This window comes from Tenacibaculum aestuarii, from assembly GCF_964510395.1.
In the GTDB taxonomy this organism is placed as follows: domain Bacteria; phylum Bacteroidota; class Bacteroidia; order Flavobacteriales; family Flavobacteriaceae; genus Polaribacter; species Polaribacter aestuarii.
In genome coordinates, this window is sequence record NZ_CAZEFY010000001.1 from 91137 (window position 1) to 105612 (window position 14476).

The window sequence follows — 14476 nt, forward strand, 5'->3', positions numbered from 1 at the left end:
ATCCCTTAAATTCCCCGAATATGTTTGGTAAAGAGAATAAAAAAGCCGGAGAAAACAAAGTTGCAGAAAGAAATATCATAGGACAGAATACTAAAATTACTGGAGAAATCATTTCAGAAGGAGATTTTAGAATTGACGGTACTTTAGAAGGAACCATAGTTACTAATGGTAGAGTAATTATTGGTGGTTCAGGTCTTATTAAAGGAAAAGTAGAATGTACTGATGCTGATATTGAAGGAAAATTTTCTGGAGAGTTATTAGTGTCAAATGTTCTTACCGTTAAATCAACAGCAAATATAAATGGTGATGTGGTTATAGGAAAGCTTTCTGTAGAGCCAGGAGCAGAGTTTAACGCAACATGTGCTATGAGAGGAGCGGTAAAAGAATTGAATAAAAATGAGCAAGGACTCAAAGAGAAGACCGCTTAATAAGTTTATACGATTCACAGGAATCGCACTTCAAATGGGTGTAACCATTTACTTAGGAAGTTTACTAGGTGAATGGTTAGACCAAAAATATCCAAACGATAATCAACTCTACGTAAAAATTTGTACACTTGCAGCGGTATTTATATCCATGTACTCCGTAATAAGAGAAGTTACAAAATTAACAAACAAAGATGATTAAACGAATTATAATTTTCACCTTAATTGTACTAACTTTAGGGCTGTTAGGCTTTTTTATAAATAACTATTTTATTGAAAAAAATGCCATTAACCTCACTTTTTCATTAATATCAATTTATTTATTTAACGTAATAGCTTCGTTAATAATTTATGTAGCTGTTGAAGTAGTAGTAAATTATTTGCCAAATGAAACAGGATATTTATACCTTGGTTTAACGTTAGTAAAGTTTGGTACGTTTATTCTACTTTATCAAGATTCGATATTTTCTGAAACAGGTTTGACTAAGCCAGAAAAAATATCAATTCTTATCCCTATTCTTACTTTTTTAATGATTGAAGCAGCTAGCGTTTCAAAGTTATTGAATGATAGGTAGTTTGCTGTTTTTTAAAGTCTTTAATAGACTCAGAAAAACTAAATAAAAAAACCGTTTGTAGTTTTAATTTATTGTGTACCTTTGCACGGAAATTTAGAGACCATAATTCTATATTTAGTAAGGTATGATGATAGCAAAAAAACCTATCTATTTTTTAACGGTACTAGCAATAGTATTTAGTTCATTTACAGCTTTTGCTGGAGGAGGAGATACAACTTCAGATGATGGAGGAAGAGTTAACACTAAGAGTGAAATTGATGGATATATTAAACATCACTTAGCTGACTCACATGATTTTACACTGTTTTCGTATACAAACGATGCAGGTGAACGTAAACATATTGGTTTTCCATTGCCAGTAATCGTTTGGACAAGTCAAGGGTTAAAAACTTTTATGTCTTCTGAGTTTCACCATAATGATGATGGCCATGTTATCGTTGAGAACGGTGGAGTTAAACTAGCAAAAATTCACAGTAAAATTTACGAATTAGAAGAAGGAGCAGAACATGTTTCTTTTGATGAGTCACACCATGCAACAAATGCGCACAAAGTTTTAGATTTTTCTATTACTAAAAGTGTGTTTGGAATGTTGTTGGTAGGGTTGTTATTGTTCTTTGGGTTTAGAGGTTTGGCAAGTGGATATAAAAAAGGACCTGTGCCTACAGGTTTTGCACGTGTTCTTGAACCATTAGTATTGTATGTAAGAGACGAAATTGCTCGTCCAAATATTGGAGAAAAGCATTACCGTAGATTTATGGGGTTCTTGTTAACTGTGTTTTTCTTTATCTGGACATTAAATTTATTAGGATTAACTCCATTAGGATTTAACGTTACAGGACAAATTGCAGTTACTGTTTGTTTAGCAATGTTTACTTTCTTTATCGTTCAGTTTTCAGGAAACAAAGATTATTGGAAACATATTTTCTGGATGCCAGGGGTTCCTGTGTTAATGAAAATAGTATTAGCACCTATTGAAGTATTAGGAATGTTAACAAAACCATTCTCGTTATTTGTGCGTTTATTTGCAAATATTACAGCGGGTCACTCGGTGGTAATGGGTATTGCGGCATTAATGATATTACTAAAAGCTAAGTTTGGGACAGCAGGAGCAACAAGTATTTCATTTTTATTAACCTTATTTTTAACGTTAATAGAAGTTTTAGTAGCGTTTTTACAAGCGTATATTTTTACGATGTTATCATCGTTATTCATAGGGATGGCTGTTGAAGAGCATGATCATCACTAAAAGAAATTAGAATTAAAATTTTGTTTAATTATATATAAATCAATTATTATGACACTTAATTTAGTTGGAGCAGGTTTAATCGTAATCGGAGCAGGATTAGGATTAGGTAAAATCGGAGGAAGTGCAATGGAAGCTATCGCACGTCAACCAGAAGCAGCTGGTAAAATCCAAACTGCAATGATTATTATTGGAGCATTATTAGAAGGTTTAGCATTTGGTGCTTTACTTTTAGGATAGTACAACAAAATCAAAAAAACAATTCTTTAGCGGTTGGCTAAAGAATTGTTTTTACAGAATTAAACAAAACAAATAGAATACAAGAAGTAATGGGTATATTTAGTGATTTTTCAGTAGGGTTGTTTTTTATGCAACTAGTAATTTTAGCAGTATTAATATTTTTATTAGCAAAATTTGCTTGGAAACCTATATTAAACGCATTAAATGAGCGTGAAGAAGGAATCCAAAATGCATTAGATCAAGCAGAAAATGCTCGTAAAGAAATGCAAAATTTACAAGCTGATAACGAGCGTTTATTAAAAGAAGCAAGAGCAGAGAGAGATGCAATGATGAAAGAAGCTCGTGAAATTAAAGATAAAATTATTGCTGATGCTAAACAAGAAGCAGAAGATCAAACTTCTACTATGATTGAAAATGCAAAAGCTACTATTAAACAAGAACAACAAGCAGCTATTGCAGAGTTAAAGAAGACAGTAGGTGATTTATCTATTAATATAGCTCAAAAGGTTGTAAGAAAAGAATTAGCTTCACAAGACGATCAATTAAAACTTGTTGAAGGAATGTTAGAAGAGGTTACTTTAAACTAATCAGTAGATGAAAGAAGCAAGAGCAGCATTACGATACGCAAAAGCAGTTTTAAACTTAGCTAAAGGTTCAGGAAATGAAACTTTAGTAAACGATAACATGAAGTTAATCGTAGATACAATTGCCGAAAGCGCTGATTTAGATGTTATGCTTAAAAGTCCTGTAATAAAAGCTGCAGATAAGCGTAGAGTTTTAAATGCACTTTTTGGAGATAAAGTAGATAACATTGTAAAAGGGTTATTTAATTTATTAGAGGAAAATAAGCGTATGATTATGTTAGAGTCTATTGCTAGACAATACTCAGTAATTTACGATTTTGATAAAAGCATGCAAGTTGCTAAAGTTACTACTGCAGTGGCTTTAACAAAAGAGTTGGAAGAAAAAATACAAGCGAAGATTGTAGCCCTTACAGGTAACAATGCAAGTATAGAAAATATAGTGAATCCTGAGATTTTAGGAGGATTTATCTTACGTGTTGGAGATGTGCAGTATGATGCAAGTATCTCTAATCAATTTAATGAGTTAAGGAGAGAGTTTGACAACAGTCATTACATTCCAAAAATTTAATTATACATCAAAAGAAATAAGATGGCAGCAATTAAACCAGCTGAAGTATCAGCAATTTTAAAGGAACAATTAACAAATTTTGAGTCTAAAGCTTCATTAAACGAAGTAGGGACAGTATTACAAGTAGGTGATGGTATTGCACGTGTTTACGGTTTATCTAACGTACAATATGGAGAATTAGTAGAATTCGATAACGGATTAGAAGGTATCGTATTAAACTTAGAAGAAGATAATGCAGGTGTTGTATTATTAGGAGCTTCTACTTCAGTAAGAGAAGGATCTACTGTAAAACGTACAGAAAGAATTGCTTCTTTAAAAGCTGGAGAAGGAATTGTAGGACGTGTTGTTAACACTTTAGGGCAACCAATCGACGGTAAAGGACCAATCGAAGGTGAAACTTTTGAAATGCCTTTAGAGCGTAAAGCACCAGGGGTTATTTTCCGTGAGCCTGTAACTGAGCCAATGCAAACAGGTATCAAATCTATTGATGCAATGATTCCAGTAGGACGTGGTCAACGTGAGTTAATCATTGGAGACCGTCAAACAGGTAAATCAACAGTTGCTATTGATACTATCTTAAATCAAAAAGAATTTTATGATGCAGGACAACCAGTGTACTGTATCTACGTAGCTATCGGTCAAAAAGCTTCAACAGTAGCAGCTATTGCTAACATGTTAGAAGAAAAAGGAGCGTTAGCATATACAACTATTGTTGCTGCAAATGCATCTGATCCTGCACCAATGCAGGTATATGCACCATTCGCAGGAGCTGCAATTGGAGAATATTTCCGTGATACTGGTAGACCAGCTTTAATTGTTTATGATGATTTATCTAAACAAGCAGTAGCTTACCGTGAGGTATCTTTATTATTAAGAAGACCACCAGGACGTGAGGCTTATCCAGGGGATGTATTCTACTTACACTCAAGATTATTAGAGCGTGCTGCTAAGGTAATTGCTGATGACTCTATCGCAAAAGATATGAATGATTTACCAGAATCATTAAAATCTAAAGTAAAAGGGGGAGGGTCTTTAACAGCTTTACCAATTATTGAAACTCAAGCAGGAGACGTTTCAGCATATATTCCAACAAACGTAATTTCGATTACTGATGGACAGATTTTCTTAGAGTCAGATTTATTCAACTCAGGAGTTCGTCCAGCGATTAACGTAGGTATTTCTGTATCACGTGTAGGAGGAAATGCTCAGATTAAATCAATGAAGAAAGTATCAGGTACTTTAAAGTTAGATCAAGCTCAGTACCGTGAATTAGAAGCATTCGCTAAGTTTGGTTCTGATTTAGATGCTGCTACCTTAAACGTAATTGAAAAAGGTAAGCGTAACGTAGAGATTTTAAAGCAAGCTCAAAACGATCCTTATACTGTAGAAGATCAGGTAGCTATTATTTATGCAGGTTCTAAGAACTTGTTAAAAGATGTGCCTGTAAACAAGGTAAAAGAATTTGAAAAAGATTATTTAGAGTACTTAAATGCTAAGCATAGAGATACTTTAGATACTTTAAAAGCAGGAAAATTAACTGATGAAGTAATTGATACTTTAAGAGACGCTGCTAAAGAAATTTCAGCTAAATTTTCAGCTTAATAAAAACAAAAAAGGTATCCCCGTGTAACAACGGGGGTTTTATAAATTTTAAGTTCAATTAAATGGCAAACTTAAAAGAAATACGTAACAGAATTACTTCGATTAAATCAACAATGCAGATTACCTCTGCCATGAAAATGGTATCGGCTGCAAAGTTGAAAAAAGCTCAAGATGCAATTACAGCAATGCGTCCGTATTCATCTAAGCTTACCGAATTATTACAAAGCTTAAGTGCTACATTAGATAGTGATGCAGGTGGAGTATATTCAACAGAAAGAGAAGTAAATAAGGTATTGTTAGTTACAATAACTTCTAACAGAGGTTTATGTGGAGGTTTTAACTCATCTATTATCAAAGAAACAGTTAAAACAATTAACGGGAAATATAACGATGCTGCTGTTGATTTATTAACAATTGGTAAAAAAGGAAACGATATTTTATCAAAAGATTATACTGTTATTGAAAACAGAAACGATATTTTTGATGATTTAACTTTTGATAATGTTGCTCAAGTTGCTGAACAGTTAATGAATTTATTTGTTGATGGTTCTTACGATAAAATAGAAATCATTTACAATAGATTTAAAAATGCAGCGACTCAAATACCACAAGTAGAACAATTCTTACCAATTCAACCTGTAGAGGGAGAATCAAATGCTAATTCAGATTACATTTTTGAACCTTCTAAAGAAGAAATTATTTTAGAGTTAATTCCTAAGTCATTAAAAACGCAATTATACAAAGCAATTCGTGATTCATTTGCTGCCGAACACGGTGCTCGTATGACTGCAATGCACAAAGCAACTGATAATGCTACGGAATTACGTGATGAGTTATTATTAACTTATAACAAAGCTCGTCAAGCTGCTATTACAAACGAGATCTTAGAGATTGTTGGTGGAGCAGAAGCTTTAAACAATTAAGAAATAAGAACTTACTCAGAAATTTTTTTGAGAATCATAAAAGAAAAGCGAACCTATTTAGGTTCGCTTTTCTTTTATACTAGATTTTGAATTGTTTTTTTGATGGACTCAGTATCTATCCCACAAATTTGTTGCAATTGTTGAATGGTACCATGGTGTATAAACGCATCAGGAACTCCTAACAGCTTAATTTTTCCTTGATAGTTTACTTTGGATGCATATTCTAATACAGCACTTCCAAATCCGCCTTTAATCGTACCATCTTCAATAGTAAGAATCGTATCAAATTTATTGAAAACTCCATCTAAAAGTTGAGTGTCTAATGGTTTTACAAAACGAAGGTCGTAATGTGCAACAGCTTCGTTGTTTTCAAGCTGATTTATCGCTTCTGAGACATTATAAGCTATTGTTCCGATAGATAATACTGCTACTTGAGTTCCTTCTTTTAAATAAGCTCCTTTTCCAATTTCAATATTTTCAAAAGGAAGTTGCCATTGTTCTAGCTTTCCTTTTCCTCTCGGATAACGAATTGCAATTGGATGTTCCAATCCTTGTTGAGCGGTAAACATTATGTTACGTAGCTCAATTTCGTTACGAGGAGCAAATACGATTAGGTTAGGTATACAACGCAAATATGCTAAATCAAAAACTCCGTGATGTGTTGCTCCGTCTTCACCTACTAATCCAGCTCGGTCTAAACAGAAAATTACAGGCAAGTTTTGCAAAGCTACATCGTGAATTACTTGGTCGTACGCACGTTGTAAAAAGGTAGAATAAATATTACAGAACGGAATCAACCCTTGTGTAGCCATACCTGCAGCCAAGGTCACCGCATGTTGTTCGGCAATACCGACATCAAAAGTACGATCAGGAAAGGCTTCCAACATAAATTTTAACGAACTACCTGTTAACATAGCAGGTGTAATTCCTACAATTTTTTCGTTTAGTTGTGCTAGTTCAACAATCGTTTTTCCAAAAACATCTTGAAACTTGGAGTATTTACTTGCTTCTTTTGGTAACACGTCTCCAGAAATTTTATCAAATTTCCCTGGTGCATGATATCTTACTTGATCTTGTTCTGCTTGTCGCAACCCTTTCCCTTTGGTGGTAATTACATGTAAAAATTTAGGACCTTGAATCTTTTTTAATCGATTTAGTTCACGTAGTAACTCTTCAAAATTATGTCCATCGATGGGACCCGAGTAATCAAAGTTAAGAGCTTCAAAAATATTATGCTGCTCAATTTCCAATCGTGGAGCTTTAATTTTTGTTAGATAATCTTTTAAAGCACCTACCGATGGGTCAATACCAATGGCATTATCGTTTAAAATAACTAAGAGGTTTGCATTGGTATCTCCTGCATGGTTTAACGCTTCAAAAGCCATTCCACTAGCGATAGAAGCATCACCAATAACAGCAATATGATGTTTTTCAATATCTTGTAATTTCGAGGCAATTGCCATCCCTAAAGCGGCTGAAATAGCGGTAGAAGAATGACCAACACCAAAAGTGTCGTACTCACTTTCTGAGCGTTTAGGAAATCCTGAAATCCCGCCAAATTGACGATTGGTATGAAAAACATCTTTTCTACCTGTTAAAATTTTATGTCCGTATGCTTGATGTCCCACATCCCAAACCAATAAATCGTTAGGGGTATCGAACAAATAATGAAGCGCAATAGTTAACTCTACTACTCCTAAACTTGCTCCTAAATGCCCTTCTTTTGTGGAAACCACATCAATAATAAACTCACGCAATTCTTTGGCAAGTTGAGGTAATTCTTCTGATGTTAGCTTACGTAAATCAGCAGGAATTTGAATGTTTTTCAATAGGTCGTTCGACATATAGCAAAAGTACAAAAAGGTAGAGATTCCTAACTTTTTAGGCTAAAAACTTTGTAGTTTTGTTGTATGAGCAAATTGTACTTGGTACCCACACCGATTGGAAATTTAGAAGACATTACGCTAAGAGCGTTAAAAATCTTACAAGAAGTAGATTATATTTTAGCTGAAGATACGCGTACGAGCGGGAAATTGTTAAAACATTATGATATAGCTACTCCAATGCAATCCCATCACATGCATAATGAGCATAAAACAGTAGAAGCAATTGTAAAACGTTTGCAAAGTGGCGAAACATTTGCGTTAATTTCGGATGCAGGAACTCCCGCCATTTCTGATCCTGGGTTTTTACTGACTAGAGCTTGTGTACAAAACAATATAGATGTGGAGTGTTTACCAGGGGCGACTGCTTTTGTACCTGCGTTAGTAAATTCTGGTTTACCAAACGATAAATTTGTTTTTGAAGGTTTTTTACCTGTAAAAAAAGGACGTCAAACGCGTTTACAGTTCTTAGCTGAAGAAACACGTACCATGATTTTTTATGAGAGTCCGCATAAATTATTAAAAACCTTAGCAAATTTTGCTGAGTATTTTGGTGAAGACAGACAGTTATCTGTTTCTAGAGAATTGACAAAATTGTTTGAAGAAACCAAGCGAGGAAGTGTAAAAGAAGTGTTAGCATATTATACTGAAAAACCTGCCAAAGGAGAGATTGTTATTGTGGTTGAAGGGAAAAAGTAATTTAGATTGTTGTTGGCTTAACTGTTCGCAAATTTATATTCAGGATACTGCTCTTCGAGAAGTTTTTCTGACTTTTTAGGGATTAACTCTAAAGTGATGTAAGACACTAATATTAAAAGAACCGAAAAGACAGAAATAAAAAGTGTAAATTCTTTTCTATGCATCAGTTCTGCTAATCGAAAAATATTATACACATTACAAAAAAAGACAATAAAGTTAGTAGATGCCATTTTAAAAATGATATCTTCTAATAACCAGTTTTTACCAGTTTCTTTTACTCGCTGCTTTTGTTGCTTGATTAAAAATTGACATCTAATTATTATAAAAAGGAAAAAGAAAACTTCTAAACCGTAGAAAAAATACTTTCCATAATATGGTATTTGGAATAAAAAATAAAAGATAAAAACAGAACTTAGAGTTAAAATTATTTTAGGTAGCGTAAACCATTGTTTTAGGTAGCTCCAAATAATTTTTCTGTACTTTTTACTCATTTGCTTTTGTTTTTCTTCAACGACATTCATAAATCCAAAAACACCAAATTTTTTGAACGATTTGTCTCGTGCTTGCTCAAAAGTGAGTGTTGGATTTTCTTCCCAAATTTGTTCAATATCGTTAGCTAGATGATCTACTAACTCTGTTTGTACATCATAATGCTCAACAAAATGTTGACGTGTAAACTTGTACAATTGTTCTATATGTTGGTCGGTTAGTTTCATAGCTATTAAATTAAATACTGATATTTTTTTTCAATAAAATCTCTTTTCTCTAGAAAACTTTGACAGAGTAAGTAATTAAAAACAAAAGCAGTTAGATAAATGTAGGTAGCATTTTTTTGATAATTACCATTATAAAAAATGTCTAAAAAATTAGGGAAGTTTAAAGCAATAATAATAACAAATGAGCTTACAAAAGAGTAAGTTTTTACAATTTTAAGAAGCTTATGTTTCTTTGTAAAATTATAGGAAACATATGAAGTATATACAAGATTTAACATTAATGAACTAAAAATGAAAATAGAAGTTTCTTTAACATATTTAGGACCAAAAAAGAAGCATATAAACGAAAAGAAAAGTATAACGAGCACATTTTTAGGACATATGACTTTTTTTAGGATGTCTTTTAAAATAGCTTTAGTATAGTGCCAATGTAATTTTTTGGTCTGTTTTTCATATCGATTTTTTAGAGCTTTTTTTCTACTCAACATATACTTTATAAAAGGTACTTGAAAACCTTTACCTTCAAAAAAAGCATTTGTATCTTCAATGTTATTTTCAATTTCGGTAGCAATATGATCTACCATTTCAAAACGGATATCGATATATTCAATTCCTATTCCTTCTAAAAAAAGATCTATTTTTTTTATTTGTTCTTTCGTTAGTTCCATTTACAAGCATATTTTTTTATTGCTAAAAAGTGATTTTTATAAAGCTTTATACCAAGTTGTATAATAAAAGCAACGAATAAGAGCATTCCTATTTTTATAAGGTCAATATTGTCTTCTTTAGTAAGAAAATCACCAAAAAGCAATATAGGAAAAAGTACATAAGGCAGTACTTGTGTTTTGTACAAGAAACGATAGGATGTTTTTTGTTTAGATTGCCATATTAAGATGTAGCCTAAACCAATAATAAAAGATACAGTATAGATAAAAAACTTTGCTAAAAAGTTTATTGTTTGAGCGTGTGAAGTAGTTACTTCTAGCTTTAAATTGATTAACAATATCATTAAAAGAAAGGCGAATAATAGTTTAATAATATTCGGTTTCCCATACTTTTTCATTTTATCAATTATAATTTTGGGTTTTACATAGGCATAGCCTAGATACCCGCTTGAGGAGTTTTGTAGAAGAGTATTCCACTTTTTGGTAGTGTTCTTAAATGCTTCTTCAAAAGATGTATTTTCACATATATTGTTTTCTAATTCTGAAACAATATGATCTAATACTTCAACTCTAACATCTATATAGTATACCTTTTTTACATCAAGGTACTTTTCTACTCTTTGTACTTGTTCTTTTGTTAATTCCATAGCTAAAAAAATTACTCCAAACTAAACTTAGGGTTTACCAATTGTTGCATAGTACTTAAAAACTCTTGCATTTCAGAGAGTCGATTAGCGGTTTCTTTCGTGCCTCTTTCGGTGAGTTTATAATATTTACGTAAGCGATTACCAACTTTAGCAACTTCAACATCTAACAAGCCCTCAGCTTCAAGTTTGTGTAAGGCAGGATACAAAGCACCTTCAGTAATTTTTAATTCACCTTTGGTAAGTTCTTTTACTTTTTGCGTGATTTCGTATCCGTACATTTTATCATTTTGAGCTAATAACTTCAAAATAATAGTTTGTAAAGAACCTTTATATAATTTCTGATTTCCCATTGTGTCAATATTGAATGGTTTGTTTTAGTTGCTTTTTTGTGTTTGTGACTCGCAACAAATATACATAATTTTCTTATGTATAAAATTCTGAGGTATATATTTTATAACAACCCTAACTTTTGTTCGTGCTTAGTTTCTTATTTTTGTAATCTTTATAAAATGAATAGATGTCTACATTTCACAAACTACGTATTGAAAAAATAATAAAGGAAACGGCAGATGCTGTTTCAATCTTATTTGATGTTCCTGCTGAGTTAGCAAGTAATTATACCTTTATTGCAGGACAATATATTACCATAAAAGCCAATTTAGATGATAAGGAAATAAGAAGAGCTTATTCTATTTGTGCTTCACCTAACAGTAAACAAATAAAAGTAGCGGTAAAAGCTGTTGATCACGGAAAATTTTCAACCTATGCTACTACGAAATTAAAAGAGAATACTTTTTTAGAAATTTCTGAACCAGAAGGAAAGTTTATCATAGAGCCTCAATCGCAAAAAAATTATTTAGCGTTTGCTGCAGGAAGTGGTATTACACCAGTTTTATCAATGGTAAAAGCGGTGTTAGAAAATGAACCAACTTCAACAATTACTTTGGTTTTTGGAAACAAGAAAGCAGAGAGTACTATTTTTTACGATGAATTAAATGAGTTGGCAGAAAAACATCCTTCTCAATTAAATTTACACTATGTATTTAGCCAAGAAGTTAGAACGAATACTAAGTTTGGTAGAATTGACAAAGGACTTGTAAATTACTTCGTAAAGAATATTCATAAAGATATTTCTTTTGATTCTGTATATTTATGTGGACCAGAAGAGATGATTCAAACAGTTTCTAATACACTTCAAGAAGATGGGTTTGATGAAAGAGATATCAATTTTGAATTATTTACCGCAAGCGTTTCAGATGAAGAAGCAGCGTTAAATATTCCTGATGGAAAATCTGAAATCACTGTACTATTAGATGACGAAGAGCATACTTTTATGATGGAAAAGACAGATACGGTTTTAGCAGCCTCTTTGCACCATAAATTAGATGCTCCTTATTCTTGTCAAGGAGGGGTTTGCAGTAGTTGTATTGCAAAAGTTACCGAAGGAGAAGCAGTAATGGCGAAAAACTCAATTTTAACAGACGAAGAATTAGAAGAAGGATTAATCCTTACTTGTCAAGCACATCCGACGACTCAGAAGATTGTGGTAGATTTTGACGATGTTTAGTAAGTCGTAACTTTATAACTATGGATTTCTACGATTTTAAAAATGCTTTTTTAGTAGGTGTTTTTATGGCTTTTATGATAGGGCCAGTGTTTTTTATGTTAATAAAAACAAGTATTTTAAAAGGTGCTCGAGCAGCTATTGCCTTTGATCTTGGGGTGATTTTAGGAGATATTTCTTTTATGTTAATTGCCTATTTTGGAAGTAGAAGTTTGTTAGAAAAAATAAAAGACGATCCGCGATTGTTCCTTATCGGCGGATTGGTCTTAATCGTTTACGGGTTAATTACGTATTTAGATAAAAACAATAAAAAGGAAGCAGAAGCACCAGATGTTGCTTTACCAGAAAGCAACAACTACCTAAAACTGCTGCTTAAAGGATTCTTTTTAAACTTTATTAATATTGGAGTGTTAGCGTTTTGGTTAGGATTGATTGTGGTAATTGGTCCTACTTACGATATGAATCCGAAGTATTTAGTATGGTATTTTGGTACTGTAATAGCAGGGTATATGATTGCCGATTTAGGAAAGATACTTTTAGCAAAACAGTTAAAAAGCAGATTAACTCCTTTAGTTATTTACCGTATAAAACGCGGAATGGGAATATTACTCATCGTTTTCGGAGCAGTGCTAATGTTGAAAGGTTTTATTCCTAACGGAAAAATAGACAATCTAATTGAAAAAGTAGAATCGATAGATTAAATAACGGCAAGCTTCGAGGAATTTAATCCTAAGTTATCGCCCTACGATTAAAAGCCAATAATCATTTTGGCGATTGAAAAGTAAATTAGAATTCCAAAAATATCATTACAAGTCGTAATAAAAGGTCCTGTTGCAATAGCGGGATCTATTCCATACTTATCTAAAATTAACGGAATAGAGGTGCCAACCAAACCAGCTACAATAATAACTGAAAACAGAGAAGAAGCAATAGCTAAAGCTACTTGAAAATCTCCTTTAGTTATCCAGACAAAAGAAAATAGTAAAACAGCTAAGATTATACCGTTAAGCATTGCTAAAGAAACTTCTTTTAATAAACGATTCCAGATAGAACCTTTAATTCCATCGTTAGCTAAACCTTGTACAATAATTGCTGAGGATTGTACTCCTACATTACCCGCCATCGCCGCAATTAGTGGTGTAAATAAAAAGAGAATAGGACTTTTTTCCATAGCATCTTGAAAAACTCCCATAATGCTAGCAGCACTCAGCCCACCAACCATTCCTAAGAATAACCAAGGTAAACGTGCTTTGGTTAAGGCAAAAATACTATCCTCAGAATCTACATCTTGGGTAATACCGGCAGCTAATTGGTAATCTTTTTCAGCCTCTTCTTTAATTACATCAACAATATCATCAATGGTAATTCTTCCAACTAAAACACCTAATTCATCAACAACAGGGATAGCTTCAAGGTCATATTTACTCATAATATTAGCGACTTCTTCAGCTTTATCATGAACATGAACAAAGTCTACTTTCGGAATATAAACGTCTGATATTTTTGCACGAGTAGACGCCATTAAAAGGTCTTTTAAAGACAAACGTCCTTTTAACTTTCCTTCATCATCTACTACGTAAATAGAATGCACTCTGGTAACCTCTTCTGCTTGTAAGCGCATTTTTTTTACACAGGTAAGTACATTCCAGTTTTCATTAACTTTTACAAGCTCTTTTGCCATTAATCCCCCAGCAGAATCTTCATCGTAACGTAATAATTCAACAATCTCTTTAGCGTGTTCACGGTCTTCAATTTGTTGAATTACTTCTTGTTTACGCTCTTCTGGAAGTTCAGCGATAACATCGGCAGCATCATCGGTATCTAATTCATCTATTTCTTCGGCAATCTCTTTGGCAGAAAGTTGTTCTAGAATGTTTTCACGTACCTCTTCGTCAACATCCATTAATACCTCTGAGGTAGTTTCACTATCAAGTAGTCGAATGATATATACAGCATCATCAAAAGACAACTCATCTAATACTTCAGCAATATCCGCGTGGTGGAATTCTGAGAAGAATTTAGAAAGCGATTTATCTTTCTGATTTTGTATAAGCTCTTCTACGCGCTCTAGTAAGTCTTTCGTAATGTCTAATGCCATCGTTTACGATTTTAGCCGATAATAGAGAGTTGAATGTTCTAAAA

The 14476-nt window shown here is 32.8% G+C and carries 18 protein-coding genes; 12 read left to right on the forward strand and 6 right to left on the reverse strand.

Annotated elements, in window-relative coordinates; translation table 11 throughout:
• Window positions 1–20: 20 nt before the first annotated feature.
• The 9 genes from ACKTSU_RS00440 (at window position 21) to atpG (ending at window position 6160) form a co-directional block, all read left to right on the forward strand.
• The gene (locus ACKTSU_RS00440) at window positions 21–428 is read left to right on the forward strand and encodes a bactofilin family protein (RefSeq protein WP_408034414.1); all 408 of its coding nucleotides are present in this window, start codon (window positions 21–23) and stop codon (window positions 426–428) included.
• Window positions 397–627, forward strand: a complete 231-nt coding sequence (locus ACKTSU_RS00445; RefSeq protein ID WP_408034416.1) for an AtpZ/AtpI family protein — start codon at window positions 397–399, stop codon at window positions 625–627. Before ACKTSU_RS00440 ends, ACKTSU_RS00445 begins: the two co-directional genes overlap by 32 nt.
• Complete coding sequence (locus tag ACKTSU_RS00450; RefSeq protein ID WP_408034418.1) at window positions 620–1000, forward strand: DUF6168 family protein; 381 nt, start codon at window positions 620–622, stop codon at window positions 998–1000. The genes ACKTSU_RS00445 and ACKTSU_RS00450 overlap by 8 nt, the downstream gene beginning before the upstream one ends.
• 124 nt (window positions 1001–1124) lie before the next feature.
• A complete protein-coding gene (atpB, locus tag ACKTSU_RS00455) occupies window positions 1125–2246 on the forward strand; it encodes a F0F1 ATP synthase subunit A (protein WP_408034420.1) in 1122 nt (373 codons plus the stop codon).
• Between the two features lie 48 nt (window positions 2247–2294).
• A complete protein-coding gene (atpE, locus tag ACKTSU_RS00460; RefSeq protein WP_303505964.1) occupies window positions 2295–2483 on the forward strand; it encodes an ATP synthase F0 subunit C in 189 nt (62 codons plus the stop codon).
• Between the two features lie 89 nt (window positions 2484–2572).
• Window positions 2573–3070: a F0F1 ATP synthase subunit B gene (locus ACKTSU_RS00465; RefSeq protein ID WP_408034422.1), complete on the forward strand. Its 498-nt coding sequence runs from the start codon at window positions 2573–2575 to the stop codon at window positions 3068–3070.
• Between the two features lie 7 nt (window positions 3071–3077).
• Entirely contained in the window at window positions 3078–3635 is a 558-nt protein-coding gene (gene atpH, locus ACKTSU_RS00470) for an ATP synthase F1 subunit delta (protein WP_408034424.1), read from the forward strand.
• 21 nt (window positions 3636–3656) lie between these two features.
• Window positions 3657–5237 carry a F0F1 ATP synthase subunit alpha gene (atpA, locus tag ACKTSU_RS00475; protein ID WP_408034425.1) on the forward strand — a complete coding sequence of 527 codons (1581 nt, stop codon included), beginning with the start codon at window positions 3657–3659 and terminating at the stop codon, window positions 5235–5237.
• A 62-nt stretch (window positions 5238–5299) separates the two neighbouring features.
• Window positions 5300–6160, forward strand: coding sequence for an ATP synthase F1 subunit gamma (gene atpG, locus ACKTSU_RS00480; RefSeq protein WP_408034426.1), 861 nt, complete (start codon window positions 5300–5302; stop codon window positions 6158–6160).
• Between the two features lie 74 nt (window positions 6161–6234).
• Here the strand turns inward: atpG and dxs are convergent, their stop codons facing one another.
• Window positions 6235–8004 carry a 1-deoxy-D-xylulose-5-phosphate synthase gene (dxs, locus tag ACKTSU_RS00485; protein WP_408034427.1) on the reverse strand — a complete coding sequence of 590 codons (1770 nt, stop codon included), beginning with the start codon at window positions 8002–8004 and terminating at the stop codon, window positions 6235–6237.
• Between the two features lie 66 nt (window positions 8005–8070).
• On the opposite strand from dxs, the gene rsmI reads away from it, so the two are divergent.
• A complete protein-coding gene (gene rsmI, locus ACKTSU_RS00490) occupies window positions 8071–8742 on the forward strand; it encodes a 16S rRNA (cytidine(1402)-2'-O)-methyltransferase (protein WP_408034429.1) in 672 nt (223 codons plus the stop codon).
• A 17-nt stretch (window positions 8743–8759) separates the two neighbouring features.
• Here rsmI and ACKTSU_RS00495 read toward each other — a convergent pair whose 3' ends face one another.
• Genes ACKTSU_RS00495 through ACKTSU_RS00510 form a run of 4 tightly spaced genes read right to left on the reverse strand, consistent with a single transcriptional unit; the run spans window position 8760 to window position 11120 of the window.
• Entirely contained in the window at window positions 8760–9458 is a 699-nt protein-coding gene (locus ACKTSU_RS00495; protein WP_408034431.1) for a hypothetical protein, read from the reverse strand.
• A gap of 5 nt (window positions 9459–9463) precedes the next feature.
• Window positions 9464–10126 carry a hypothetical protein gene (locus ACKTSU_RS00500; protein ID WP_408034433.1) on the reverse strand — a complete coding sequence of 221 codons (663 nt, stop codon included), beginning with the start codon at window positions 10124–10126 and terminating at the stop codon, window positions 9464–9466.
• Window positions 10117–10770 (reverse strand): hypothetical protein, encoded by a 654-nt coding sequence (locus ACKTSU_RS00505; protein ID WP_408034435.1) that lies wholly within the window; start codon window positions 10768–10770, stop codon window positions 10117–10119. Before ACKTSU_RS00505 ends, ACKTSU_RS00500 begins: the two co-directional genes overlap by 10 nt.
• 11 nt (window positions 10771–10781) lie before the next feature.
• Window positions 10782–11120 carry a PadR family transcriptional regulator gene (locus ACKTSU_RS00510; RefSeq protein ID WP_408034436.1) on the reverse strand — a complete coding sequence of 113 codons (339 nt, stop codon included), beginning with the start codon at window positions 11118–11120 and terminating at the stop codon, window positions 10782–10784.
• 167 nt (window positions 11121–11287) lie between these two features.
• On the opposite strand from ACKTSU_RS00510, the gene ACKTSU_RS00515 reads away from it, so the two are divergent.
• Together ACKTSU_RS00515 and ACKTSU_RS00520 are read left to right on the forward strand one after the other, a co-directional pair.
• Window positions 11288–12337, forward strand: coding sequence for a 2Fe-2S iron-sulfur cluster-binding protein (locus tag ACKTSU_RS00515; protein WP_408034437.1), 1050 nt, complete (start codon window positions 11288–11290; stop codon window positions 12335–12337).
• Between the two features lie 20 nt (window positions 12338–12357).
• Window positions 12358–13035 carry a LysE family translocator gene (locus ACKTSU_RS00520; RefSeq protein WP_408034438.1) on the forward strand — a complete coding sequence of 226 codons (678 nt, stop codon included), beginning with the start codon at window positions 12358–12360 and terminating at the stop codon, window positions 13033–13035.
• Between the two features lie 47 nt (window positions 13036–13082).
• Here ACKTSU_RS00520 and mgtE read toward each other — a convergent pair whose 3' ends face one another.
• Window positions 13083–14432, reverse strand: coding sequence for a magnesium transporter (gene mgtE, locus ACKTSU_RS00525; protein WP_408034439.1), 1350 nt, complete (start codon window positions 14430–14432; stop codon window positions 13083–13085).
• Between the last annotated feature and the right edge of the window lie 44 nt (window positions 14433–14476).